We start from the raw sequence: 26,079 nt of genomic DNA on the forward strand, positions 1-26,079 counted from the left end.
CCTCTTGCGGCGGCCACGTCCGGCTCCGGTGGTTGGCATGGGCTCGTCACAGACGTGCAACCCCCCACGAAAGGAAGCCCGTTGCGCAGCTACCTGAAGCACCTCAAGAGAGCCACCGCCGTCGGCGCGATCGCTCTGGCCGCCTTCAGCCTCCAGCCCGGCTCCGCGTTCGCCGGCCCCGCACCCGACCCCACCGGCACCGTTGACACCAAGGTCGTCGGGGGCACCAAGGCCGAGCAGGGCGAATTCCCCTTCATGGTCCGGCTCTCGATGGGCTGTGGCGGTGCCCTCTACGCCAAGGACGTCGTGCTGACGGCGGCGCACTGCGTCGACGGCAGCGGCCCGAACACCTCCATCACCGCGACCGGGGGCGTGGTCGACCTGGAGGACGCCGGCGCGGTCACCGCCAAGTCCACCGAGGTCCTCCAGGCCCCCGGCTACAACGGCAAGGGCAAGGACTGGGCGCTGATCAAGCTCGACAAGCCGCTCGACCTGCCGACCCTGAAGATCGCCGAGGACGACAAGCTCAACAACGGCGACTTCGAGATCGCCGGCTGGGGCGCCGACAAGGAAGGCGGCGAGCAGCAGCGCTACCTCCTCAAGGCGTCCGTGCCCTTCATCGACGACGCCACCTGCGAGAAGGCGTACGGCGACTCGCTGACGCCGGGCGACGAGATCTGCGCCGGGAAGCTCGACACCGGCGGCGTCGACACCTGCCAGGGCGACTCCGGCGGCCCGATGTTCCGCAAGGACGAGGCCGGCGAGTGGCTCCAGGTGGGCATCGTCTCCTGGGGCGAGGGCTGCGCACGGCCCGGCAAGCCCGGTGTCTACAGCGAGGTGAGCACCTTCGCCGCGGACATCAAGAAGGCGGCCGGAGAGCTCGGCGGCTGACCCACTGATCGACGGAAGGGCCCGGGGACACGCTCCCCGGGCCCTTTCCGTTGCCGGAGCCCCTCCCGCACCGTGCCGTGCTCGCCCTCGCGCTCCTGGTACAGCGCTGCCGGCCACGGGCCCCGTTAGTCCAACACCTGTCCCTCCTTTGTCCATAGGCGCACGCGCCACCCGGGCAGCACGCTGTCCCGCGACAGGCAGTGCAGGTGCGAAGGAGGACAGCGCGCGTGAACGAACAGACAGGTGCCCGTCGCGGACCCAGCCGCAGAAGGGTCGTCGCCGCCACCACGCTCGCCGGGGTCGCCACCGCCCTCCCGCTCGGCGCGCAGTCCGCCGCGGCCGCACCGCGGGCAGGCGAGGCGGTGCTGCGGTCCGACGCCCTGGAGGTCCGCGTCGACACCGCCTTCCCCAGGATCGTCTCCTACACCGACCGCGGGAACGGATCCGTCCTGCACGGCGGGCAGAATCCGGTCACCCAGGTCCTCATCGACGGCACCGCCCGCACCCCCACCGTCCGGCACCGGGCCGGCGCCGACCGTGCCACCTACACCCTCACCTTCGACGGCGGCACCGAGATCACCGTGCAGATCGCCGTCGAGGGATGGCAGGTCACCTGGCGGGTCACGGGCATCGACGACACGGCGGCCCTGCGCGTCGGCACCCTGGAGATCCCCGAGCTCGCCCTGCTGAGCGTGCGCAGCGACCAGCCGGGGGCGGCGCTGCTCGCCGCCCGCATCGACCTCGACAAGGCCAAGAGCGGTGACACCCTGGTCGAGGTCACCGCCGACACCCCCGTGGAGGCGGCACCCACCGGATGCGCCTACGCGGTCGTCGCCACCGACGAGCTGGCCGCGGCCGTCGAGACCAACACCGTCCAGGACAAGCCGGCCGCCGGCACCACCTGGGAGAACGGCCGGCTGGCGCGGCAGACCGTGCGGGGCGACGGCTGGGTCGAGGCCCAACTGCGCTGCGGCCAGTGGACGTACCGGGCGGCCGGGCAGCCGTCGGCCGCCACCGACCCGCTGCCGTACGCGACGGTGATCGTCACCCGGGACCGCAACGGCGACGGCAGGACCGACTGGCAGGACGCCGCCATCGCGCTGCGGGACATCATGGTGATGCCGCTGGGCGCCGACGAGCAGCATCTGCGCGTCGTGCCGCACATCCCCTTCAACTTCGCCAGCCAGGCCACCAACCCGTTCCTCGCCACCCTCGACAACATCAAGCGGATCGCCCTGGCCACCGACGGGCTGCGGCAGTTCACCCTGCTCAAGGGCTACCAGTCCGAAGGCCACGACTCCGCGCACCCGGACTACGGGGGCAACTACAACAAGCGGGCCGGCGGGCTCGCCGACCTCAACGCGCTGGTGCGGGCCGGCAAGAAGTGGCACAGCGACTTCGCGGTGCACGTGAACGCCACCGAGTCCTACCCGGTCGCGCACGCCTTCTCCGAGACGCTCGTGAACAAGGACGACGAGCAGTGGGACTGGCTCGACCAGTCCTACCGCATCGACGCCCGGCGCGACCTGGTCTCCGGCGACATCGCCCGGCGCTTCGCACAGCTGCGCAAGGAAACCGACCCGGCACTGAACACCCTCTACATCGACGTCTTCCGTGAGTCGGGCTGGAACTCCGACCGGCTGCAACGCCACCTGCGCGACCAGGGCTGGCAGGTCACCACCGAGTGGGGGCACGGCCTGGAACGGTCCTCGCTGTGGTCGCACTGGGCGAACGAGCCCGACTACGGCGGCGACACCTCGCGCGGCATCAACTCCCGGCTGATCCGCTTCGTGCGCAACCACCACAAGGACGTCTTCGCCGACAAGTGGCCCACGCTGCTGGGCGCCGGGCGGATGGGCAACTTCGAGGGCTGGGTCGGCAAGACCGACTGGCACGCCTTTCACCGGATCATCTGGACCGACGCGCTGCCCGCCAAGTACCTCCAGGCCCACCCGATCAGGACCTGGGACGCGCACGAGATCACCTTCGAGGGCCCCACCGGGACCAGCGTCAGCGACGCGGACGGCACCCGGAAGATCACCACCGACGGGCGCCTGGTCTACGACGGCGGCACCTACCTGCTCCCGTGGCAGCCGCGCCTCGCCACCGACCCGGCCAAGCTCTACCACTACAACCCCGAGGGCGGCAGCACCAGTTGGGCCCTGCCCCGCGGCTGGTCCGGCGCCGCCGCGGTCTATGCCTACCGCCTCACCGACCAGGGACGCGCCGAGGAGACCCGGGTGCCCGTCAGCGGCGGAAAGATCACCCTCACCGCCCGTGCGGGCACCGCGTACGTCGTCTTCCGCGACAAGGCCCCCGCCCAGGAGGACCCTCGCTGGGGTGAGGGCACCCCTCTGCACGACCCCGGCTTCCACTCGGGGACGCTCGCGGGCCGGCAGGTCGGCGGCAGCGGCCCCGCCTCGGTCGAACTCAGCGAGTTGGGCGACTACGAGCTGGTCATCGGCGCGGGCGGCGCCGCCACCGTCAGCCAGCAGCTCGCCCGGCTCGAGCCGGGCAGCTACGCCGCCTCGGTGCAGATCGAGGTCGGCGCGAAGGCGGGCGAGCGGCGACGGGCGGGACTTGAGGTGCGTACCTCCGATGGCGTCACCGCGGCCAACTGGACCGAGACCTCCACCGCGGGCAACTACGTCGCCGCCGACCGCAAGTCCGGCACCCGCTTCCAGCGGCTGTTCACCTACTTCACCGTGCCCGAAGGCGGCGGCCCGGTCACCCTCACCCTCACCGCGGCGGCGGGCGCCGCACCGGTCCGGTTCGACAACGTACGGATCGCTCCCGCGGAGCGCAGCGGCAAGAAGGGCACCCTGGTCCACGAGGACTTCGAGCATGTCCCGCAGGGCTGGGGAGTCTTCGTCAAGGGCGACGCCGGAGGGGTCACCGATCCCCGCACCCACCTCGCCCAGCGGCACGCGCCGTTCACCCGGCGCGGCTGGAACGGCAAGGCGATCGACGACGTCATCGACGGCGGGGAATCGCTCAAGTCGCGCGGCGAGAACGCCGGGCTCGTCTACCGGACCGTGCCGCACACCGTGCGCTTCACCGCCGGCCGCCGCTACCGGGTCAGCTTCCGCTACGAGAACGAGAAGGCCGGCCAGTACGCCTGGGTCACCGCCGTCGACAACCCGGCGGCCCGCGAGCTGACCCGCACCCCGCTGCCGGTCGCCACCCAACCAGCCGTCCACTCCTACGAGTTCACCGCCCCGGCCGACGGCGAGGCATGGGTGGGGCTGCGCAAGGTGGGCGACGACGGGAAGGCGGAGTTCGTGCTGGACACCTTCGAGGTACGCGAGCGGTAACCAGCCGCGCGGAAGGGGCGGGCCGCAACCGGCCCGCCCCTTCATCTCCCCTGACCCGACGGCCTCAACGCGCGCACGGGTACAGGCCCGGCGGCGCTGCCCCTTCCCCGGTGAGGGGCGGGGCGCTCTCCAGCTCCCACAGCAGCAGCTCGTTCTCGCCCTCGCGCAGCACCGGGCCGGGCACGAACAGGGCGCGCTGCGGGCCGGCATCCCAATACCGGCCCAGATTGAAGCCGTTGATCCAGGCGAAGCCGCGCGTCCAGCCGGGCAGCACCAGATCGGCGTCCCCGGGGCGGCACGCCAGGGTCAGGGTGCCCCGGTAGAAGCCCGTGGCCGCCGGACCGCCCTCCGCCGGCACCGCACGGAACGGGATCCCGGCCCGCGCGCCGGCATTTTCCAGGGCGTCCAGCCGCAGCCCGCGCGCCCGGACCCCGTGCAGATACTGCCGCTCGTGCAGCAGCCCGCCGGTGATGCCCTTGGACTCCGCCAGCCGCGGGCCGTAGTTGACGCGCCCCAGCGACTCCACCCACAGCTCCACAGAAGCCGGCCCCGTCACCTCCCCGACCAGCGCGTCCTCGTCCTCCAGCACGGGCCCGCGCACCCCGTCGACGAAGACGACCGCCCGGTCCCGCAGCCCCCGCACCCGCAACGGATACGCGCCGCGCGGCCCCGGCACCTCGACCCGGTAGCGCACCACGCCCCGGTCCACGCCCAACTCCTCGAACGTGGCAGGGCACCCCGCCGTCACCTCAGGACCCCCGAGCGTCTCCAGCACGTCCTCGGCCGGCGCCCACTGCGCCACCACTGCCCGAGCCGGAGCGGCCAGCCTCCGCACCGGCTCGGGCAGCTCCGGCAGCGGCCCGTCCGCGAACTCGGCCAGCACCTCCCGGAACCGCCAGAACTTCTCCGTAGGACGGCCGCGTTCATCGATCGGCGCCTCGTAGTCGTACGAGGTGACCGTGGGCTCCAGCTCCCCGTCGTGCAGATCACCGGCGCGGTTGGCGCCCGCCCAGCCGCCGAAGCTGGTGCCGCCGTGCGCCATGTAGAGGTTCACCGACGCGCCGCACTCCAGGATCTCCCGCAGTGCCGCCGCCGCGTCCTCCGGAGGGCGCGGCACCCCGCGCTGCCCCCAGTGCGCGAACCAGCCACACCAGAACTCCATGCACATCAGCGGCCCGTCCGGCTGATGCCGGCGCAACGTCGCGAACGCCTCCCGCGCGCCGGACCCGAAGTTCACGGTCGCCGGCACGCCGGGCACGGAGCCGCCGGTCAGCATGTGGTCCTCGGGGCCGTCCGAGGTGAACAGCGGTACGCGCACCCCGTGTTCGCGGAGCATCTGCGCGATGTGCGCCAGATACTCCGCATCGCTGCCGTACGAGCCGTACTCGTTCTCCGCCTGCACCATGATCACGGGCCCGCCGCCCGGGCCGCCTGGCCCCGATGTCTCTGTGCACTGCCGGGCCACGACCTGCGGCAACAGCCGTGCGAACCAGGCGTCCACGGCCCGCAGATACGCCGCGTCCCGGGTCCGCACCCGGCGTCCCAGCGGGCCCGTCAGCCACTCCGGCAGCCCGCCGTTCTCCCACTCCGCGCAGATGTACGGACCCGGCCGGACGATCGCCCACAGCCCCGCCGCCTGCGCCGCGTCCAGGAACCGGCCCAACGCCTCCGGATCCCGGAACGCGCCGGGCCGCGGCTCGTGCAGATTCCACGGCACGTACGTCTCCACGCAGTTCAGACCCAGCGCGCGGAGCATCGCCAGCCGGTGGTCCCACTGCGCCTCGTGCACCCGGAAGTAGTGCAGCGCACCGGACAGCAGGCGCAGCGGCCGCCCGTCCAGCATGAAGTCCCGCTCGCCCACCACGAACTGCGCCACCGATTCCCGCCTCGTCTCTCCGCTGTGCCGCCGACTCGCGTGCCGCGCCCGCCGGTCACGCCGGTCGCACCCGCTCACCGGTCACCTTCGCCCTCTGGCGGTGCGGCGGTCCATGGACAAAGATCGGCATTGTTTGGACGGAGCGGCACGAGCGCTGCGGTGTTGCGGGGGGACCGCGTACCGCGGACCACGGCGACGGGAGGCCCGGCGTGTACCACACCTGGATGCGGTACTTCACTCCGAGCCCGGTCCACCAGCGGCTCGGCCTCGTCTGCCTGGGCGTCGGGCTCCAGCACGGCGCACTGCCGACGGTCGGGCCGCGCACCCTCGACCACCATGTCGCCATCGTCATCAGCGCGGGCCGCGGCTGGGTCGCCGCCCCGGACGGCTCCCGCCTGACGGTCACCGCGCCCGCGCTGCTGTGGATCCTGCCGGGCGTACCGCACCACTACGGTGCCGACCCCGAGACCGGCTGGGACGAGAGCTTCGTCGACTTCACGGGGCCCGCCGCCGACACGTACACCGAGCTGGGCTATATCGAGCCGGACCGGCCCGTGGTGCCGCTCGCCGACACCGGTCCGGCCCGTGCCGCCGTCGGCCGGATCGCCCGTGCGGCGCGGCGCGGCAACCCGCTGCTGGAGGTGGAGACCTCGGCGGTCGTCCACGAACTCCTCGTCGTGCTGCGGCGGGCACGCGCGGATACGGATGCTGACGGCGATCCGGTGCTCCAGGCGCTGGCGCGGGACGCGTTCCTTCCGCTGTCCGTGGCCGAACACGCCGCCCGGCACGGCATGACACCCGCGGAGCTGCGGACGGCCGTACGACGGGGTGCGGGGTGCAGTCCGAAGGACTACCTCCTGGGCATCCGGCTGGGGCGGGCCAAGGAACTGCTGGTGGGCACGGACCTTCCCGTCGCCGCGGTGGCCCGCCGGGTCGGCTACGACGATCCGGCCTACTTCAGCAGACTCTTCACCCGCCGGGTCGGCACCGCCCCGGTCCGCTTCCGCGACCGCCAGGTCCGCAGCGTGCCCGGTGGCTGGTCCACCCAGATCCCCGACCCGGACAATCCGCCGCTGGTCAGCGGGCACAGCACGTGAGCGGCGGGGGCGCGCCGGCCTGCGCGGTGCGCCCCCGCCGCCTCTCCGCAGCGGACAGCGCTCCCGGTAGGACGGCCGGAGCCCGGCGGCCCCGCACGACCGGCCACCGTGGTGACCTGCCGCGCGGCGCCGCCGGGCGTCCGGTTCAGGGGGAGACCTCCTCCAGAGGCCGGTCGGTGGTCTCCTCGGCGAACACCGCGGCGACCAGGGCACCGGCCAGGGCGACCGCGCCGAGCATGACGAAGACCGTGGGCAGGCCGGTGCCGCCCGCGTAGACCGCGCCGACCAGCACCGGGCCGAGGATCACGCCGACCCGGTTGAGGGCGCCGCCGACGCTGCAGCCCAGGGCGCGCATCCGCGTCGGGTACAGCTCCGGTGTGTAGAGGTAGAGGCTGATGTTGGACCCGAAGAAGCAGACGGCCGCCAGGGAGGTCCACAACAGCACCTGGACCGGTGTACGTGCCCCGAGCACGGCGAGGACGAGCAGGATGGCCGCCGCGCCGCCGAGGAAGAGCGCGAAGATCCGGCGGCGGCCGATCCGGTCGACGGTGAGCGCGGCCAGGAGGCAGCCGAGCAGACCGGCGACGGAGGTGACGGTGGAGTAGAGCAGCGCGTCGCGGAGCGAGAGGCCGAACCGGGTGCCGTAGATGGTCGGCAGCCAGGAGGTGATGCCGTAGTTCACGAAGTAGCCGGTGAACCAGAGGGTGCCGACGACCAGGGTGCGGCGGCGGTAGCGGCCGGTGAACAGGCCGCGCAGGCCGGTGGCGGCGCGCTCGGCGGGTGTCGCCGGTGCGGTGGGCGCCGTGGTCCTCAGGGCGGTGACCAGCGGGTTGTCGGCATGCTCGGGAGCGTCGCCGCCCGGGGCGGCCCCCACCGGAGGCAGCGGCTGCCCCGTCGCGGTGGCCACCTTGGCCTCGATCAGTGCCATCGTCTCGGTGGCCTCCCGCAGCCGCCCGCGGTCGGCGAGCCAGCGCGGTGATTCGGGCACCGTCCGCCGGACGAGGAGGCAGAGCAGGCCGGGGAGCGCGGCGAGCGCGTACATCCAGCGCCAGCCCAGGACCGGCACGATCCAGGCCGCGCACAGCGCGCCGAGGGTGAGACCGGCGGGAAAGACCAGTTCGTAGAGCAGGACGAAGCGGCCGCGGCCGTGGCTGCGGGTGATCTCGCTGATGAAGGTGGCCGCGACGGGCACCTCACCGCCGATGGCGAGGCCCTGGACGAAGCGCAGCAGCATGAACGGGGTCGGGCCGGGGCTGGCGGCGAGGGCCAGGGAGGCCACGCCGGAGACGCCGATGCACAGGGCGATGACCTTGACCCGGCCGATCCGGTCGGCCATCCGGCCGGAGAAGAGGGCGCCGATCAGCATGCCGATCGACCCGATGGTCAGGACGAGGGTGGACTCCGCGGTCGACAGGCTCCATTCCTGGCGCAGCTCGGGCATCGCGTAGGCGATCAGCAGTTGGTCGAAGGCTTCGAAGAAGGTCACCACGCCGATGACGACGCGGACGGTGACGTGCCAGCGGGACAGGGGGAGACGTTCGAATCGGGCGGCGATGTCGGCGCGGGTGGCGTCGGCGTCGCGGTCCGGGGAGGCGTCGAGGCTCATCCGGGATTCCTCCAGACCCGCGCGGACGGCGGGTGAGGGACAAGGGGAGAGAAGGGGGGAGAGGGCCGGGCGGTGCGCGGGCAGTGCGGGGATCTCACTCGGTGACGCACCGTCCGTAAGCGCAAAGTTTCTAAGGGCTTAAGTTCTATCGACCTGGGGGGTGTGCGCGTCAAGGGTTTGACCAACCGAACTTTTCCCGGCTCGGGTCTTGCCAGCAAATAGTTAAGTGCTTAGATTTCTAGCGCTGAAGCAAAGTGGTGGCTTCCCGACCTCGTTCGAACCCCCCGCGTCAGTGACCCCACCTCGCCCAAGTCGCCCTCAGGAGGCCGCGGATGACCGTCGAAGAGCCGACGGAGCACCTGGTGCCCGCACCGGAGCGCACCCCGGACGAAGTGCTGATCGCGGGGGAGTGGCGGCCCGGCGGCGGCGCACCCTTCGAGACCGTCGACCCCGCCACCGGGCGCACCCTCGCCGTGCTGCGCGGCGCGGACGCCGCCGACGTCGACGAGGCAGCCCGGCGCGCCGCACAGGCCGCCGCCGACCCCGCCTGGCGACGGCTGCCCGCCCACCGCCGTGCCCGGCTGCTGCACCGCATCGCCGACCTCGTCGAGGCGGCGGCCGAGCGCCTGGCGGACCTCCAGACCGCCGACACCGGCAAGTGCCGCGGTGAGACGCTCGCCCTGGTGCACAGCGCGGCGGCCACCTTCCGCTACACGGCAGCCGCCCTGGAGACCGCGGAGGACGCCCTCACGCCCGCCCGCGGCGACTGCGTCACGCTGAGCCTGCACGAGCCGATCGGCGTCATCGGCGCCATCACTCCCTGGAACTCGCCGATCGCCAGCGACGCCCAGAAGCTCGCCCCCGCCCTCGCCGCCGGCAACGCCGTCCTCCTCAAGCCCGCTGAGTGGACCCCGCTGGTGGCGCTCGCGCTCGGCCGGATCGTCCGGCAGGCGCTGGCCGAGGCGCGGCTGCCCACCGGGCTGCTGTCCGTCCTGCCCGGGCCTGGCGCGGTCACCGGCGACGCGATCGTGCGGCACCCCGCCGTCGGTAAGATCGCCTTCACCGGGGGCACCCGCACCGGCCGCGCCCTCGCGCACATCGCGGCCGACAAGCTCATGCCGGTCTCCCTGGAACTCGGCGGCAAGTCACCGACCGTCGTCCTGGAGGACGCCGACCTCGAACAGGCCCTGGCAGGCGTGATGTTCGGCATCTTCTCCTCCAGTGGGCAGAGCTGCATCGCCGGCTCCCGGCTGTTCATCGCCCGCTCCCGCTACGACGACTTCCTCGGTGAACTCGTCGCCCGTACGGAAAAGTTGCGCGTCGGCCCGGGGACCGACCCGGCCACCCAGGTCGCTCCCCTCGTCCACCACCGTCACCGCGACGGCGTCGCCGCCCACGTCGACCGGGCCCGCGCCGACGGCGCCCGGGTGCTCTGCGGCGGCGCACCGCCCGAGGGCGAGCGCTACCGCGACGGCGCCTACTACCTGCCCACCGTCCTGGACGGGCTGCCGCACTCCGCCCCCGCCTGCCAGGAGGAGATCTTCGGCCCGGTCCTGGTCGCGCTGCCCTTCGACGACGAGGACGACCTCGTCGCCCAGGCCAACGACACCGTCTACGGCCTGGCCTGCGGACTGTGGACCCGCAGCGCCGCCACCGCCTGGCGGCTCGCCCGCCGCATCGACGCCGGAACCGTCTGGGTCAACACCTACAAGCAGTTCAGCGGCTCCACCCCCTTCGGCGGCATGAAGGACAGCGGTCTCGGCCGCGAGAAGGGCCGCGACGGCCTCCGTGCCTACCAGCGCCAGAAAAGCCTCTACTGGGGCACCGCCGGCGACCCGTTGCCGTGGGCCCGGGGCTGACCTGGCCGGCCGTACCACCACCCACCCGAAGGAGACCGGAACCGATGCCGCACGAGCCCCTCGCCAGGCTCCGCGCGCTGCGCGCCGTCGAACTGCTCACCCCCGCCCTCACCGAGGCCACCGACTTCTACCGCGAGGTGTGGGGCCTGGAGGTCGTCGCCACCGAACCCGGCACGGCCGGCTGGCTGCGCGGCACCGGCGCCGAGCACCACGTCCTCGGCCTCGCCCGCGCCGACCACACCGGCCTCGGCAAGATCAGCTTCGCGGTCGTCACCCCCGCCGAGATCGACGAGGCCGCCCGCCGCCTGCTCGCCCGCGGCATCACCCCGCTGCACGGCCCCGGCCCGCTCGACCAGATCGGCGGTGGCTACGGGCTGCGCTTCACCGACCCCGAGGGCCGGCTGCTGGAGCTGAGCGCCCATGTCGAGGCCGTCGCCCCGCGCGGGCGGGACGCCGCCGTGCCCGTGGGCGTCACCCACACCGTCCTCAACACCACCGACATCGACGCCGCCGTCGCCTTCTACACCGACGTCCTCGGCCTGCGCGTCTCCGACTGGTCCGAACACCAGATGGCCTTCCTGCGCTGCAACGCCGACCACCACTGCATCGCCTTCAACCAGGCCGAGTGGACCTCGCTCAACCACGTCGCGTACGAGATGACCTCCGTCGACCACTTCATGCGCGGGCTGGGCCGGCTGCGCCACCACGGCGTCGTCCCGCAGTGGGGGCCGGGGCGGCACGGCCCCGGCGACAACACCTTCGCCTACTTCGCCGACCCCTCCGGCCTGGTCTGCGAATACACCTCCGAGGTCGCCCAGATCGTCGAGGACGCCTGGATCGCCCGGGTCTGGCGGCGCACCCCCGAACTCTCCGACCTGTGGGGCACCGCGGGACCGCCGTCCACCGAGATCCGCCGGCACATGGCGGGCACCCCCGACCCCGGACCGCTCACCACCGCCCCCGAGGTGACCGCATGACCGCCGCTTCCTCTCCCGCCGCTCCTTCCCCGGCGACGGCCCCGTCCGCTCCGACAGCCCCATCCGACCTGTCGGCCGCCGCCGCCCCCGCCCGTACCGTCCGCCGCGTCGGACTCGTCGGCTGGGGCGCCATCGGCCGGGTCGTCGGCCACTCCCTCGCCGAAGGCGACCTGCCGGGCGCGGAGTTGACGTGCATCGTCGACAACCGGCCGCTCGGTGACGTGCCCGCGCCGCAGTGCGGTGTCGAGGACGCCCTTGGCTCCTGCGACCTCATCGTCGAGGCCGCGGGACAGGCCGTCATCCGCGAATGGGGCATGCGGGTCCTCACCTCGGGCGCCGACCTGCTCATCACCTCCACCGGCGCGCTCACCGACCCCGACCTCACCTGCCGCCTCCTGGACGCCGGGCCCGGCCGGGTCTACTTCACCGGCGGCGCCGTCGGCGGCCTCGACCTCCTGCAGGCGGTCCGCGGCCTCGGCCCCCTCACCGAGGTGCGCCTGACGACCACCAAGCTGCCCGGCACTCTCGAACAGCCGTGGATGGAATCCGAGTTGCTGCACCGGATGCGTACCGCGACCGGGCCCGTCGAGGTCATGCGGGGTACCGCGCGCGAGGTGCCGGCGAAGTTCCCCCGGTCGACGAACGTCGCCGCGTCCGTGGCGCTCGCCGTCGGCGACCCGGACCGGGTCGAGGTCAGCGTCGTCGCCGACCCCGCCGCCACCCTCACCCGGCATGTCATCGAGGCCCGCGGCGCGATGGGGGACTACCGCTTCGACGTACGCCACCGTCCCGACCCGGCCAACCCCGCCACCAGCCAGGTCGTGCCCCATGCGGTGCTGCGCAGCCTGGCCGCGCTCACCGGACGTACGGGGCAGATCCTGTGACGACCGAGAACCGAACCGGCGCGGGAGCCGGGACCGCGACCGAACCCTGGAATGCGGCCGCCGCCGCCCGACCGACCGACCCCGGCCTTGACCGGCTGCACGTGGAGCAGGCGGGCGACCACGGCCCCCTGCTGCTCTGCCTGCACGGCATCGGCTCCTCGTCCGCCGCCTTCGCCCCCCAACTCGCCGCCCTGTCCGCCCATATGAGGGTCATCGCCTGGGACGCACCCGGCTACGGCCGCTCCGCGGACCCGACGCGGCCGCCCGGCCTTGACGGCTACGTCGACACCGCCGCCGCCCTCATCCGGCGCCACGGCGGCCCCGCCCACGTCCTCGGCGTCTCCTGGGGCGGCGTCATCGCCCTGCGCCTGGCCGCCCGCCACCCCGACCTCGTCGCCGGCCTCATCGTCGCCGACAGCAGCGCGGGCTCCGGCACCGACCCGGACAGGGCCGCGGCGATGCGGCGGCGCGCCACCGACCTCGCGGACCAGGGACCCGACGCCTTCGCCCGCGCCCGCGGCCCGCGGCTCGTGTCCGACCAGGCGCCGCCGGACCTCGTCCACCGGGTCACCGCCACCATGGCCGCCGCCGTACGGCTGCCCGGCTACGCCTGGGCCGCCGAATCGATGGCCACCGCCGACCTGCGCCCGCAGCTGCCCACCGTCACCGCGCCGACGCTGGTGCTGTGCGGCGACCGCGACCAGGTCACCGGCATCGAGGCGAGCCAGCTGATCGCCGGCGCCCTGCCCACCGCCGTGTTCGTCATCGTGGCCGGCGCCGGTCACCTCGCCAACCAGGAGCGGCCCGCGGCCTTCAACGCCTGGGTCCACTCCCACCTGCGGATCACCGCCCGCATCCCCGAATAGCCCCCGTGCCCCCGCACGACCCGTACACCCAGAAGGAGACGACCATGCCCCTCACCACCACCGCGTACGACGACGGCGGCGACCTCGCCCGCTACACCGACTCCCTCATCGCCACCAAGGACTCCCGCGAACCCGACTGGAACACCCTGGCCTTCCAGGCCAAGGCCGGCGACCAGTACCGCAGGGCCCAGATCCGCTACGTCGGCTCCGGCGCCACCGGCAACCACGAGGGCGACAACCGCGTCCTGCCCTCCGGCGGCTTCACCTTCTCCAACATGCTGCTGCCGCCCGGCGCCGAAGGCCCCGAGCACACCCACCACGACGTCGAGGAAGCCTTCTTCGTCCTGGAGGGCGAGGTCCGGGTCGGCATCCACCGCGGCGAAGGCGAGGCGGAGTACCGCACCCTCGGCTACCGCGACATGATCGTGGTGCCGGCCGGCGTCGCCCGCAGCCTCAAGAACGAGGGGGACACCGACGCCCTGTTCTGCGTCGTCATCGGCACCCGCAAGCCGCAGGTCCCCACCTACCCCGAGCACTCGCCGATGCACGGCGTCACCCGCGACTGATGGCCGCCGCACCGCCCCGCACCGTCGTCGTCACCGGCGCCGGCCGCGGCCTGGGACTTGCCACCGCCCGCCGGGTCGCGGCCGAAGGACACCGCGTGGTGGTCGCCGAACTCGACCCGGAGCGCGGCGAGAGCGCCGCCGCCGGCCTGCGCGCCGAGGGCCTCGACGCGCACGCCGTCCCCGTCGACGTCGCCGACCCCGCATCCGTCGAGCGGCTCGCCCGGGAGGTCGCCGCCCTCGGCCCGCTGCACGGCCTGGTGAACAACGCGGGGCTGGCCGACGCGGTCGGCGGGAAACCCTTCCACGAGATCGACGTCGCGGAGTGGGACCGCATCATGGCGGTCAACGCCCGCGGCCCCTGGCTCGTCTCGCGTGCCCTGCTGCCCCAGCTCACCGCCACCGGCAGCGGACGCATCGTCCACCTCGCCTCGGACGCCGCCCTGTACGGCTCCCCGCGCCTCGCGCACTACATCGCCTCCAAGGGAGCGGTCATCGCCCTCACCCGGGCGATGGCCCGGGAGACCGGCGACCTGGGCGTCACCGTCAACGCGGTCGCCCCCGGCCTCACCGAGAGCGAGTCGACGGTCCGCATCCCCGCCGAGCGGCACGACCTCTACCGCCTCAACCGCGCCATCAGCCGCCCCCAGACCCCGGACGACCTGGTCGGCGTCATCGCCTTCCTGCTCGGCCCGGAGTCCGGCTACCTCACCGGCCAACTCATCGCCGTCAACGGCGGATTCACCATGCACTGACCCGCCACCCGCACCCGCACCCGCACCACCGTCCGGAGGACACCCCATGGACCTCGGCCTGGCCGACCGCACCGTACTCGTCACCGGAGGCAGCTCGGGCGTCGGCCTGGCCACGGTCCGCGCCCTGCTCGCGGAGGGCGCCCGCGTCGCCACCTGCGCCCGCAACCCCGAGACCCTCGCCGCGGCCGCCGCGGACCTCGGCGCGGGCAGCGACCGGCTGCTGACCGGCACCTGCGACGTCCGCGACGCCGACGCCACCACCGCCTTCGTCCGGCGCGCCGCCGGCCACTTCGGCGGCCTGGACGGCCTCGTCAACAACGCCGGGCAGTCCCGGATGAAGCCGTTCGCACAGACCACCGCGGAGGACTGGCGCGACGAACTGGAGCTGAAGTTCGCCGGCGTGCTCCACCCGCTGCACGCCGCACTGCCGGCGCTGCGCGCCTCCTCCGCACCCGCCGTCGTCAACATCAACGCGGTCCTCGCCAAACAGCCCGAACCGCGCCTGATCACCACCAGCGCCGCCCGCGCCGGCATCCTCAACCTCTCCAAGTCCCTCTCCCGCGAACTCGCCGCCGACGGCATCCGCGTCAACTCCGTCTGCCTCGGCCTGGTCGACACCGGTCAGTGGACCCGCCGGCACGCCGACTCCGGCACCGCCGAGCCCTACGACCGGTGGCAGGCCCGCCTCGCCGCGGACCGCGGCGTCGCCCTGGGCCGCCTGGGCCGTGCCGACGAGGTCGCCTACGCCGTGCTGACGCTGCTGTCCCCCCGCGCCTCGTACATCACCGGCACCGCGATCGACGTCTGCGGCGGCGTCGGCCGCTCCGTCGCCTGACCCCCCACCTCCGGCCCCTCCCACCTCCTTCAGGAGCCCGCTTCCATGCCCCAGCCCAACGGCGGCGATCTGCTCGTCGCCCTCCTGCGCGACCTCGGCGTCGACACCGTCTTCGGCGTCGTCAGCGTGCACAACCTGCCGCTCGTCGAAGCCGTCGACCGCGATCTGCGGTTCGTGCCCGTACGTCACGAGGCCACCGCCGTGAACGCCGCGGACGGCCACGGCCGGGCCCGCGGCGGCCTCGGCTGCGCGCTGACCAGCACGGGCACCGGCGCCGGCAACGCCGCCGGCTCGCTGATCGAATCCCTCAGCGCCGGCAGCCGCGTACTGCACGTCACCGGACAGATCGACAGCCACCACCTGGGCGCCGGCCGCGGCTTCATCCACGAGACCCGCGACCAGCTCGGCATGCTGCGGGCGGTCAGCGCCCACGCCGCCACCGTCCCCGACGCGGCGAGCGCCGGCGCCGTCCTGCGGGAAGCAGCCGCCCACGCCCTCGGGCCGGCCGGCGGGCCCGCCAGCGTCGAATGGCCCATCGACCTCCAGTACGCGCCCCAGGACCCGGCCGCACTGCCCGCGCCACCCGCGCCCGCGGAGCCGCCGCTGCCCGCACCGGCCGCCCTCGACGAGGCCGCGCGGCTGCTCGCCGCCGCCCGCCGGCCACTGCTGTGGGCCGGCGGCGGCGCCACCACCGCGGGGCCCGAACTCGCCGCACTGCTGACGGAGTTGAACGCCGGCCTGGTCACCAGCAACTCCGGCCGCGGCGCCGTCCCCGAGGACCACGACCGGTGCGTCGGCAACTTCGCCACCACCCCCGCCGGCCGCGAACTCCTCGCCGAGGCCGACCTGTTGCTCACCGTCGGCACCCACTTCCGCTCCAACGAGACCGCCGACTGGAGCCTGCGGCTGCCCGCCGTGCACCTCCAGATCGACCACGACCCGGCCGCCCTCGGCCGCAGCTACCCCGCGGCACTCACCCTGCACGGCGACGCCGCCACCACCCTCACCGCACTGCGGCAGCGCCTCACGGACACACCGCCCACCGGCGGGCGGGCCGCCGACCGTGCCTGGACCGCCCGCGTCCGCGACGTCCGCGAGGAGGTCCGCGCCGCCCTGCGCGACCAGATCGGCCCGCAGGCCGCGATCTGCGACGCGATCCGTGCCGCACTGCCCCGCACCGCCGTCATCGCCCGCGATGTCACCGTCCCCGCCAGCAGTTGGGGCAACCGCCTCCTGGAGATCTACGCCCCGCACACCAACGTCTTCCCGCGCGGCGGCGGCATCGGCCAGGGCCTGGGCATGGGCATCGGCGCAGCCCTCGCCCACCCCGACGCCCCCACCCTCGTCATGGCCGGCGACGGCGGCCTCGCCGTCCACCTCGGCGAACTCCTCACCCTCGCCCAGGAACGCCCCCGGCTGACCCTCGTTGTCTTCAACGACGGCGGCTACGGCGTCCTGCGCAACATGCAGGACCGCTACTTCGACCGTCGCTCCGGAGTCGACCTGGCCACCCCCGACTTCGCCGCCCTCGCCCACGCCACCGGCCTGCCCTACGCCCGCATCGCCGCCCCGGACGACGCCGCCCCGGTTCTCGCCGCCGCCACCGCGAGCGAAGGACCGACCCTCGTCGAGGTCGACCTCACCGCCCTCGGCCCGATGAAGACCCCCTTCACCCCGCCCGTCGCGCTGCCCGCCGCCCGGTAAGGAGGACGACCGTGCCCGAACCCGCCCTCGACCTGCTCGTCCACCGCATGACCTGGGAAGCCGACGACGTCCTTGCCATCGAGCTCATCCACCCCGACGGCGCGGCGCTGCCCGCCTGGGAGCCCGGCGCCCACATCGACGTCCACGCCGGCGGACACCTCCGCCAGTACTCCCTGTGCGGAGACCCCCGGGACACCGGCCGCTACCGCATCGCCGTCCTGCACACCACCACCTCACGCGGCGGCTCCGCCCACATCCACACCACCCTCCGCCCCGGCGCCACCGTCCGGATCCAGGGCCCCCGCAACCACTTCGCCCTCGAACCCGCCGCCCGCTACCTCTTCCTCGCCGGCGGCATCGGCGTCACCCCACTCCTCGCCATGGCCCGCGCCGCCCACCGCGACGGCGTCCCCTGGCGGATGATCCACGGCGGCCGCCGCCGCGGCAGCCTCGCCTTCACCAGCGAACTGGCCGCGCTGGCCGACGGCGCGCCCGGCGACTACCAGCTCCACCCCCAGGACGAACACGGCCACCTCGACCTCGACGCCGCCCTCGACGCCCTCACCGACGACACCCTCGTCTACTGCTGCGGCCCCGAGCCGCTGCTGACCGCCGTCGAGGAACGCTGCGCCGCCCTCGGCCTCGCCGACCGGCTGCGCACCGAGCGGTTCGCCGCGCCCCCGCCCGACCGGGCGCCGGACGCCGACGACGACCGGGCCTTCGACGTCGAATGCCGCCGCACCGGCCGCACCGTACGCATCGAGGCAGACACCAGCATCCTCGACGCCGTCGAAGCCGCCGGCATCGATGTGCCGAGCTCCTGCCGCGACGGGATCTGCGGCACCTGCGAGACCCGCGTCCTGGACGGCACCCCCGACCACCGCGACTTCCTGCTCAGCGACACCGAACGCGCCGCGAACACCTCCCTGATGATCTGCGTCTCCCGCAGCGCCGGCGACCGCCTCGTCCTCGACCTGTGACCCGCCCGCGCCCCGCGCACCCCGCCCACCCGCCAGGAGCCCCCATGACCCCGTACCTGGAAATCCACCAGTCCCGCCACCGCGAGCCCACCCCCTACGAGAACAAGCTCGCCCACACCCTCGAAGAGATCTTCACCCACGTCGGCCACGAACTGGCCGACGTCATCCAGGGCCTCAACGCCCGCCAGGTGCACGCCCCCGACGGCGAACCCTGGACCGAGCAGACCTTCCGCGACGAGATGCACCGATTGGGAGCGTGACCACGTGCCGACGAACCCCACCACCAGCCCCGGCGCAGCCGCCACCGCGGCCGTCGCCGACCGCCTCTACGCCACCGGACTGCGCAACCAGTGGCACCCCGTCGTCCCGTCCCACTTCGTCGCCCCCGGCGGCATGCGCCGGGTCACCGCAATCGGCGAACACTGGCTGCTCTTCCGCCGCGCCGACGGCACCCTGCACATGCTCGCCGACCGCTGCCCGCACCGCGGCGCCCGGCTCTCCCTCGGCCGGCACCTCGGCGACCGGATCTCCTGCTGGTACCACGGCGTGGAGGTCGACGGCACCGGAACCGTCACCTCCGTACCCGGCCTGCCCGGCTGCACCCTCGAAGGCAAACAGCTCGTCCCCAGCCCCCCGGTACGCGAGATCGGCGGCGCGATCCTCGCCTACTTCGGCGACGCCCAGCACCCCGAGCCCTGCGAACTGACCCTGCCCGAACCCCTCACCGACCCCGGCACCGACGCCTTCCTGTGCTACGCCGAGTGGGACGTGCCCTGGCGCTACGGCATGGAGAACCTCCTCGACCCCATGCACGGCCAGTTCCTGCACCACGAGTCGCACACCATGGGCGACGGCGACACCACCGCGAAATTCCGTATCCGCGAGACCGAGCGCGGCTATTTCTTCGAGAAGACCGACCAGCGCGGCGTCAACTTCGACTGGGTCGAACTGTGCCGCACCGGCGTCGACTGGGTCGACCTGTCCATCCCCTACCCGCCGTCCGCGGGCCCCGGCGGCCCGTTCGGCATCGTGGGCATGGTCTGCCCCATCGACGCCGACCGCAGCGGCGTCTTCTTCTGGCGCTACCGCCGCGTCACGGGCTGGCAGCGCGACACCTGGCGCTTCCTCTACCGCACCCTCATCGAGGAACGGCACTGGCACGTCCTCGAACAGGACCGCACCATGCTCGAAGCCCTCCCGCACGACGCCGACCAGGCCGAGAACCTCTACCAGCACGACCTCGGCGTGGTCCGGCTGCGCCGCCTCTACCGCGCCGAGGCCGAACGCCAGGCCGCCGCACTCGCCACCTGAACCCCGCCCAGCAGGCCGGCGGCCCGCGCACCGGCCCCGGCCGGCCCGCACCGCCGCCCTCAGCCGCCGTCCGGCTCCTCCCGCTCCGCCTCGGTGATCGACCGCTCCAGCTTCGACAACAGCCGCGCCAACTGGCGGCACTCGGCGGGGGAGAGGCCGGCCAGCATCCGCCGCTCGTTCTCCAGATGCTCCGAGAACAACGCGTCGATCTTCGCCAGCCCCTCCTCCGTCAGCCGCGACCGCACCACCCGGCGGTCCTGCGCATCGCGCTCCCGCACGATCAGCCCGTCCTTCTCCAACCGGTCGATGCGCAGCGTCACCCCCGCCGACGAGATCAGTCCGGAGTCCGCCAACTGCCCCGCCGTACGCCGGAACGGCCTGCCCGCCCGGCGCAGCGCCGTCAGCACGTCGAACCCCGCCACCGACAGACCGTGCGCCTCCACCGACGCGGTCAGCCGCGCGCTGTAGCGCAGATACGTACGGTGCAGCCGCGCCAGCACCTCCAGCGGCGAGGTGTCCAGCTCCGGCCGCTCCCGCCGCCAGTCCTCGATGATCGACGCCACCGCGTCCGACCGCGCCGTTGTCTTCCTCGTCATGTCCCACGCCCTCCCCGAGCTCCGCCACCTGGGCCGTGGCGCGTACCCGTTCACCACGAAACTTTAGTGCTGAGAAGCCAGGCGCCTAACATTCCCGGCCCGCGCGCACCCCGCGCCCCGAACCGGGACCCACTCCCCAAGCCACCGGCCGTACGGCAGCATGACCCCATGCCCGCACTGCAGCGCGACGAGGCGCAGACCCGAGCCCGACTCATCGACGTCCACCGCTACGAGGTCGCACTGGATCTCACCCAAGGCGAGGACCACTTCGGCTCCCGAACGGTCATCCACTTCACCGCGCACGACGCAGGCGACACCTTCGTCGACATTCAGCCCGCCGAGCTGCACACCGCCACCCTCGACGGTCACCCCCTCGACCCCGCCGCCCTCTCCGGCAACCGCCTCCCGCTGACCGGCCTCACCCCCGGCGCCCACGAGCTGCGGCTGACCGCCACCATGCGCTACTCCCGCACCGGCGAAGGCATGCACCGCTTCACCGACCCCGCCGACGGCGAGGCCTACGTCTACACCCAGCTGTTCATGGAAGACGTCAAGCGCGTCTTCGCCGCCTTCGACCAGCCCGACCTCAAGGCCGTCTTCGCCCTCACCGTCACCGCGCCCCCCGGGTGGAACGTCCTCGGCAACGGCATCGCCACCCAGGGCGACCCCGGCCACTGGACCCTCGCCCCCACCCCCCTCATCAGCACCTACCTCGTCGCCGTCGCCGCCGGCCCCTGGCACTCCGTACGCACCGAACACGCCGGATTGCCCTTCGGCATCCACTGCCGACGCTCCCTGGCCCCGTACCTCGACGCCGACGCCGAGGAAATCCTCGACATCACCCGCCGCTGCTACGACCGCTACCACCAGATCTTCGACGAGCCCTACCCCTTCGACTCCTACGACCAGGCGTTCGTCCCCGAGTTCAACGCCGGCGCCATGGAGAACCCCGGACTCGTCACCTTCCGCGACGAATACGTCTTCCGCTCCGCCGTCACCGACACCGAACGCCAGACCCGCGGCGTGACCATCGCCCACGAAATGGCCCACATGTGGTTCGGCGACCTCGTCACCCTCCAGTGGTGGGACGACATCTGGCTCAACGAGTCCTTCGCCGAATACATGGGCTACCAGGTCCTGTCCGAGGCCACTGGCCACACCGATACCTGGACCGACTTCGCCGTCGCCCGCAAGGGCTGGGGATACGACGCCGACCAGCGCCCCTCCACCCACCCCGTCGCCCCCGCCCCCCAGGACGTCCCCGACACCGCCTCCGCCCTCCTCAACTTCGACGGCATCTCCTACGCCAAGGGCGCCTCCGCTCTGCGCCAACTCGTCGCCTGGATGGGCGAGAAGGACTTCCTCGCCGGCATCAACGACCACGTCGCCCGGCACCGCTTCGCAAACGCCGCCCTCGCCGACTTCCTCGACTCCCTCGCCCGCGCCACCGACCGCGACGTCCACGGCTGGGCCGAGCGCTGGCTGCGCACCACCGGAGCCGACACCCTCACCCCCGCGGTCTCCGTCGACGGCGACCGCTGGCGGCTGGACGTCCACCACACCGGCAGCCGCCCGCACCGGATCGCCGTCGGCGTCTACGACCGCGACCTCGCCGGCGCCGGACGCCTGACCCTGCGCGACCGCCACGAACTGGACATCTCCGAGGACGAAGGACACACCACGCGGACCTTCCCCACGCCCGCACCCGACCTCCTCGTCCTCAACGACGGCGACCTGACCTACACCAAGATCCGCTTCGACCCGCGCTCCTGGCAGACCGCCGCACAGTCCCTCTCCCAACTGCCCGACGCCCTCACCCGCGCCGTCGTGTGGAACGCCGCCCGCGACATGGTCCGCGACGGTGACCTCGCGCCCACCGCCTACCTCCAGGCCGCCCGCGACCACCTCCCCTACGAAACCGACCTGGCCATCGTCCGGGGCGTCCTCGCCTTCGCCCGCACCCGGATCAGCGACCACTTTCTCCCCACCGCGGACCGGCCCCAGGCCCTCGCGACCCTCACCGCCCTCAGCCGCGACATCCTGCGCCGCACCGAAGGCCCCGCGCACGGCCCGCACGCCGGCCTGCGCCTGACCGCCGTCCGCGCCCTCATCGACAGCGCCACCACCGAAGCCACCATCCAGCACTGGCTCGACGACGGCAGCGTCCCCGGCGGCCCCGCCCTCGACCCCGAACTGCGCTGGCGCATCCTCGGCCGGCTCGCCGTCCTCGGCGCCACCACCCCCGACACCATCGACGCCGAACTTGCCCGCGACCCCAGCGCCACCGGCCGCGAGGGCGCCGCCCACTGCCGCGCCGCCCTGCCCGACCCGGCCGCCAAACAAGCCGCCTGGCAGGCGCTGTTCACCACCGACGAAGAAGCCGCCCTGTCCAACTACCTCTTCACCGCCACCGCCACCGGCTTCTGGGCACCCGAACAGCACGACCTGCTCCGCCCCTACGTCGCCCGCTACTTCACCGACGCCCCGGTCCTCGCCCGCCACCGCGGCCCGGCCCTCGCCGTAGCCGCGGGCCGCGACGCCTTCCCCGCCACCTTCGTCGAGGACGACACCCGCCACCTCGGCGAAACCTGCCTCGCCGAAAGCGACCCCACCCCGGCCCTGCGCCGCAAACTCATCGACCAACTCGACGATCTGCGCCGCGCCTTGCGAGTACGCGCCGCCGCCGCACACGACCTGCCCGGAGCCGGCTGACCACCACGACGAGGCAGCACGGACGAGCAGACTTTCCGGGTGCCGCCGGGGCAGCGGCCGGCGGCACCCGAACACGTGCGGCAGATCTGTACCACGTATGGGTGGTACCACCACGACCGGTGGATACGCACCGTGCCGGGAAAGTAACTTAGGGCGGCCTAAGGTCCAGAGCGACCGCCACCCGAACTCCCCATACAGAAGAGCACTTTGATGCCCGTGCCCCCTGCCGGCACCGCCCTCGCAGGCGGCACCAACGGCCCCCGCGCGCTGCGCCCCCTCCTCGACACCGTCCTCGAAGCCCTCACCACCGGCGCCGAGGACCGAGCAGGGCCCCTCCCCGCCGGCGGCCCCGACACCGTCGCCCGGGTCGTACGCGACGCATGCAGCCCCCTGCTCCCCGACCACGGCACCGGGCCCCACGAGGCGCTCCGCACCCTCGTCCACACCCTCGCCGCCGGGGCCGCCGACCCCGCCGACCCGCACTGCGCCGCCCACCTGCACTGCCCGCCCCTCGCCCTGGCCACCGCCGCGGACCTCGCCGCCAGCGCCCTCAACCCCTCCATGGACTCCTGGGACCAGGCACCCGCCGCCTCCGAACTGGAGGCCCTCACCTGCCGCGAACTCGCCACCCAGGTCTACCCCCAGGCCACCGACCCCGACGCGCTCGTCACCACCGGCGGCACCGAATCCAACCAACTCGCCGTCCTCCTGGCCCGCGAGGCCACCCGCCGCCGCACCGGGGCCACTCCCGTACGGCGAGGCGACCCCGCCGCCCCCCTCCAGATCGTCTGCGGCGCCAACGCCCACCACAGCATCCACCGCGCCGCCTGGCTCATGGGCCTGCCCGAACCCCTCACCGTCCCCACCCCCGACGGCATCCTCACGCCCGACGCCGTCCACACCACCCTCACCAACCTCCCCGACCTCACCGGCCCCCTCCTGCTGACCGCCACAGCAGGCACCACCGACGCCGGCATCATCGACCCCCTACCGGCCCTCGCCGACCTCGCCGACCGCTACGGCGCCCGCTTCCACATCGACGCCGCCTACGGCGGGCCGCTGCTCTTCAGCGACACCCACCAGGCCGCCCTCACCGGCCTCGCCCGCGCCCACACCGTCACCCTCGACCTGCACAAACTCGGCTGGCAACCGGTCGCCGCAGGCCTCCTGGCCGTCCCCGACCCCACCACCCTCGCGCCCCTAGCCCACAGCGCCGCCTACCTCAACGCCGACGACGACACCGAAGCCGGCCTGCCCGACCTCCTCGGCCGCTCGCTGCGCACCACCCGCCGCCCCGACATCCTGAAAATCGCCGTCACCCTCAAGGCCCTGGGCCGCCACGGCCTCGGCGAACTCATCGACCGCACCCTCGCCGCCGCCCACACCCTCGCCGACCTCATCGAGGCCCACCCCCGCTACGAACTCCACTCCCGCCCCACCCTCAGCACCGTCCTCTTCCGCCCCACCGGAGCAGACGACACCGCCCTCGCCACCATCCGCCGCACCCTCCTCGCCGACGGCCACGCCGTCCTCGGCCGCGCCGCCACCAGCAGCGGCCTCTGGCTCAAGGTCACGCTCCTCAACCCCCACACCCAGCCCGGTGACCTCACAACCCTCCTCACCCTCGTGGAAGGCCACATCCCCCGATGACCACCACCCCTCCCGCACGCCCCGACACCGCGGACGACGCCGGACCGGAAGCCCCCCTCGACCTCGCCGGCATCGGCATCGGCCCCTTCAACCTCTCCCTCGCCGCCCTCGCCCAGCCCCTCACCCACCTCCGCACCGCCTTCTACGACCAGCGCCCCGACTTCCACTGGCACCCCGGCCTCCTCATCGACGGCGCCACCCTCCAAGTCCCCTTCCTCGCCGACCTCGTCACCCTCGCCGACCCCGCCAGCCCCTGGTCCTTCCTCAACTACCTCAAGACCCGCGAACGCCTCTTCCCCTTCTACTTCGCCGAGCGCTTCCACATCCAGCGCGCCGAATACGACGCCTACTGCCGCTGGGTCAGCCAATCCCTGCCCGGACTCCACTTCGGCCACCAGATCGACGCCGTCCGCTGGAACCCCGAACACGCACTCTTCGAAGTCGACTTCACCCAGCTCGACACCGAAGGCGAGGCCGAAGCCCTCGGCCGCACCTACGCCCGCAACCTCGTCCTCGGCATCGGCACCGCCCCCCACGTCCCCGAACCGCTGCGCCCCCTCGCCGAGGCCCCCACCGTCCCCGTCCTGCACTCCGCCGACTACCTCGACCACCGCGAACGCCTGCTCGCCGCCGACCACATCACCGTCATCGGCGCGGGCCAGTCCGGCGCCGAAATCTTCCTCGACCTGCTCCGCGCCCGCCCCGCAGGCCGCGAACAACTCCACTGGCTCGCCCGCACCCCCGCCTTCGCGCCCATGGAATACAGCAAACTCGGGCTGGAGCAGTTCACGCCCGACTACACCCGCTACTTCCACGCCCTCCCCGAGAGCGTCCGCGACGAGCTCGTCCCCGGCCAATGGCAGCTCTACAAAGGCATCGACCACGACACCCTCGCCGCCCTCCACGACGAGCTCTACCGCCGCACCCTGCACGGCGGCTGGCCCGACACCACCCTCACCCCCGGCGTCTCGGTACGCACCGCGGGCCGCGTCGGCACCACCAAGATCGAACTCCACCTCGATCACACCCAGCAAGGCACCCGCTCCCGCCTCACCACCGACGCCGTCGTCCTCGCCACCGGCTACCGCGAACGCCGCCTCGACACCCTCCTCGCCGCCCTCGACCCCTACCTGCGCCGCGACAACGCCGGCCGCCCCCGCATCGACGCCCACCACCGCCTCACCCTGGACCCCGCCATCACCGGCTCGGTCTACGTCCAGAACGCCGAACGCCACACCCACGGTGTCGGCGCCCCGGACCTCGGCCTCGCCGCCTGGCGTAGCGCCACCATCCTCAACTCCCTCACCGACACCCCGGCCTACCCCCTCCCCAGCCGCACCGCCTTCACCACCTTCGGCCTCCCACAGCCCTCGGCCGGCCGCACCGGCTCCGTCCCCCGCCAGGGCTCCACGCTGGTACCCCGCCACTGACCGCACCGCACCGCACCGCACCGCACCGCACAGCCACCGCTCACCGCACCGCACCGACGCTCGCGCCACGCCCACGAGGCCGCAGCGCACAGGGACGCCCAGACCCCTCCGCGCCCGGGAAACCGACCGGAAAAACGGGAGCGGGCCGCCACAACCCCGGCGCCCCGCCCCAC

20 protein-coding genes are annotated in these 26,079 nt (G+C 73.4%); 17 read left to right on the forward strand and 3 right to left on the reverse strand.

Going from position 1 to position 26,079, the window contains the following annotated elements:
- The first annotated feature begins 81 nt into the window (after nt 1-81).
- Together ACH4FH_RS14870 and ACH4FH_RS14875 are read left to right on the forward strand one after the other, a co-directional pair.
- Nucleotides 82-891, forward strand: coding sequence for a S1 family peptidase (locus ACH4FH_RS14870; protein WP_398556213.1), 810 nt, complete (start codon nt 82-84; stop codon nt 889-891).
- Between the two features lie 227 nt (nt 892-1,118).
- Nucleotides 1,119-4,205 (forward strand): endo-alpha-N-acetylgalactosaminidase family protein, encoded by a 3,087-nt coding sequence (locus tag ACH4FH_RS14875; protein WP_398556214.1) that lies wholly within the window; start codon nt 1,119-1,121, stop codon nt 4,203-4,205.
- 64 nt (nt 4,206-4,269) lie between these two features.
- On the opposite strand, the gene ACH4FH_RS14880 is transcribed toward ACH4FH_RS14875, so the two are convergent.
- On the reverse strand, nt 4,270-6,081 hold the full coding sequence (locus ACH4FH_RS14880; RefSeq protein ID WP_398556215.1) for a beta-galactosidase family protein: 1,812 nt from the start codon (nt 6,079-6,081) through the stop codon (nt 4,270-4,272).
- A gap of 209 nt (nt 6,082-6,290) precedes the next feature.
- Between ACH4FH_RS14880 and ACH4FH_RS14885 the strand changes: the two genes are divergently transcribed.
- Complete coding sequence (locus ACH4FH_RS14885) at nt 6,291-7,178, forward strand: helix-turn-helix domain-containing protein (protein ID WP_398556216.1); 888 nt, start codon at nt 6,291-6,293, stop codon at nt 7,176-7,178.
- Nucleotides 7,179-7,323: 145 nt separating this feature from the next.
- On the opposite strand, the gene ACH4FH_RS14890 is transcribed toward ACH4FH_RS14885, so the two are convergent.
- Complete coding sequence (locus tag ACH4FH_RS14890) at nt 7,324-8,784, reverse strand: MFS transporter (RefSeq protein WP_398556217.1); 1,461 nt, start codon at nt 8,782-8,784, stop codon at nt 7,324-7,326.
- 332 nt (nt 8,785-9,116) lie between these two features.
- On the opposite strand from ACH4FH_RS14890, the gene ACH4FH_RS14895 reads away from it, so the two are divergent.
- The 11 genes from ACH4FH_RS14895 (at nt 9,117) to ACH4FH_RS14945 (ending at nt 19,518) form a co-directional block, all read left to right on the forward strand.
- Nucleotides 9,117-10,643, forward strand: coding sequence for an aldehyde dehydrogenase family protein (locus tag ACH4FH_RS14895; protein ID WP_398556218.1), 1,527 nt, complete (start codon nt 9,117-9,119; stop codon nt 10,641-10,643).
- A 44-nt stretch (nt 10,644-10,687) separates the two neighbouring features.
- Nucleotides 10,688-11,620: a VOC family protein gene (locus tag ACH4FH_RS14900; protein WP_398556219.1), complete on the forward strand. Its 933-nt coding sequence runs from the start codon at nt 10,688-10,690 to the stop codon at nt 11,618-11,620.
- Complete coding sequence (locus ACH4FH_RS14905) at nt 11,617-12,504, forward strand: aspartate dehydrogenase domain-containing protein (protein ID WP_398556220.1); 888 nt, start codon at nt 11,617-11,619, stop codon at nt 12,502-12,504. The genes ACH4FH_RS14900 and ACH4FH_RS14905 overlap by 4 nt, the downstream gene beginning before the upstream one ends.
- Before the next feature lie 95 nt (nt 12,505-12,599).
- On the forward strand, nt 12,600-13,370 hold the full coding sequence (locus ACH4FH_RS14910; protein ID WP_398556410.1) for an alpha/beta fold hydrolase: 771 nt from the start codon (nt 12,600-12,602) through the stop codon (nt 13,368-13,370).
- Between the two features lie 44 nt (nt 13,371-13,414).
- Entirely contained in the window at nt 13,415-13,936 is a 522-nt protein-coding gene (locus ACH4FH_RS14915; protein WP_398556221.1) for a cupin domain-containing protein, read from the forward strand.
- Nucleotides 13,936-14,688: a 3-oxoacyl-ACP reductase family protein gene (locus ACH4FH_RS14920; protein WP_398556222.1), complete on the forward strand. Its 753-nt coding sequence runs from the start codon at nt 13,936-13,938 to the stop codon at nt 14,686-14,688. Before ACH4FH_RS14915 ends, ACH4FH_RS14920 begins: the two co-directional genes overlap by 1 nt.
- 46 nt (nt 14,689-14,734) lie before the next feature.
- On the forward strand, nt 14,735-15,523 hold the full coding sequence (locus ACH4FH_RS14925; RefSeq protein WP_398556223.1) for an SDR family oxidoreductase: 789 nt from the start codon (nt 14,735-14,737) through the stop codon (nt 15,521-15,523).
- A 45-nt stretch (nt 15,524-15,568) separates the two neighbouring features.
- The gene (locus ACH4FH_RS14930) at nt 15,569-17,227 is read left to right on the forward strand and encodes a thiamine pyrophosphate-binding protein (protein WP_398556224.1); all 1,659 of its coding nucleotides are present in this window, start codon (nt 15,569-15,571) and stop codon (nt 17,225-17,227) included.
- A 47-nt stretch (nt 17,228-17,274) separates the two neighbouring features.
- Nucleotides 17,275-18,207 (forward strand): PDR/VanB family oxidoreductase, encoded by a 933-nt coding sequence (locus ACH4FH_RS14935; RefSeq protein ID WP_398556411.1) that lies wholly within the window; start codon nt 17,275-17,277, stop codon nt 18,205-18,207.
- Between the two features lie 44 nt (nt 18,208-18,251).
- Complete coding sequence (locus ACH4FH_RS14940; RefSeq protein ID WP_398556225.1) at nt 18,252-18,467, forward strand: recombinase-like helix-turn-helix domain-containing protein; 216 nt, start codon at nt 18,252-18,254, stop codon at nt 18,465-18,467.
- A gap of 4 nt (nt 18,468-18,471) precedes the next feature.
- A complete protein-coding gene (locus ACH4FH_RS14945) occupies nt 18,472-19,518 on the forward strand; it encodes a Rieske 2Fe-2S domain-containing protein (protein WP_398556226.1) in 1,047 nt (348 codons plus the stop codon).
- A 59-nt stretch (nt 19,519-19,577) separates the two neighbouring features.
- Here the strand turns inward: ACH4FH_RS14945 and ACH4FH_RS14950 are convergent, their stop codons facing one another.
- Nucleotides 19,578-20,114, reverse strand: coding sequence for a MarR family winged helix-turn-helix transcriptional regulator (locus ACH4FH_RS14950; RefSeq protein WP_398556227.1), 537 nt, complete (start codon nt 20,112-20,114; stop codon nt 19,578-19,580).
- Between the two features lie 168 nt (nt 20,115-20,282).
- On the opposite strand from ACH4FH_RS14950, the gene pepN reads away from it, so the two are divergent.
- From pepN to ACH4FH_RS14965, 3 genes are all read left to right on the forward strand, one after another.
- Nucleotides 20,283-22,826: an aminopeptidase N gene (pepN, locus tag ACH4FH_RS14955; protein WP_398556228.1), complete on the forward strand. Its 2,544-nt coding sequence runs from the start codon at nt 20,283-20,285 to the stop codon at nt 22,824-22,826.
- A gap of 210 nt (nt 22,827-23,036) precedes the next feature.
- Nucleotides 23,037-24,476 (forward strand): pyridoxal phosphate-dependent decarboxylase family protein, encoded by a 1,440-nt coding sequence (locus ACH4FH_RS14960; RefSeq protein ID WP_398556229.1) that lies wholly within the window; start codon nt 23,037-23,039, stop codon nt 24,474-24,476.
- Complete coding sequence (locus tag ACH4FH_RS14965; protein WP_398556230.1) at nt 24,473-25,906, forward strand: lysine N(6)-hydroxylase/L-ornithine N(5)-oxygenase family protein; 1,434 nt, start codon at nt 24,473-24,475, stop codon at nt 25,904-25,906. The genes ACH4FH_RS14960 and ACH4FH_RS14965 overlap by 4 nt, the downstream gene beginning before the upstream one ends.
- Nucleotides 25,907-26,079: the final 173 nt, after the last annotated feature.

It is taken from the genome of Streptomyces sp. NPDC017993, assembly GCF_044328065.1.
Taxonomy (GTDB): domain Bacteria; phylum Actinomycetota; class Actinomycetes; order Streptomycetales; family Streptomycetaceae; genus Streptomyces.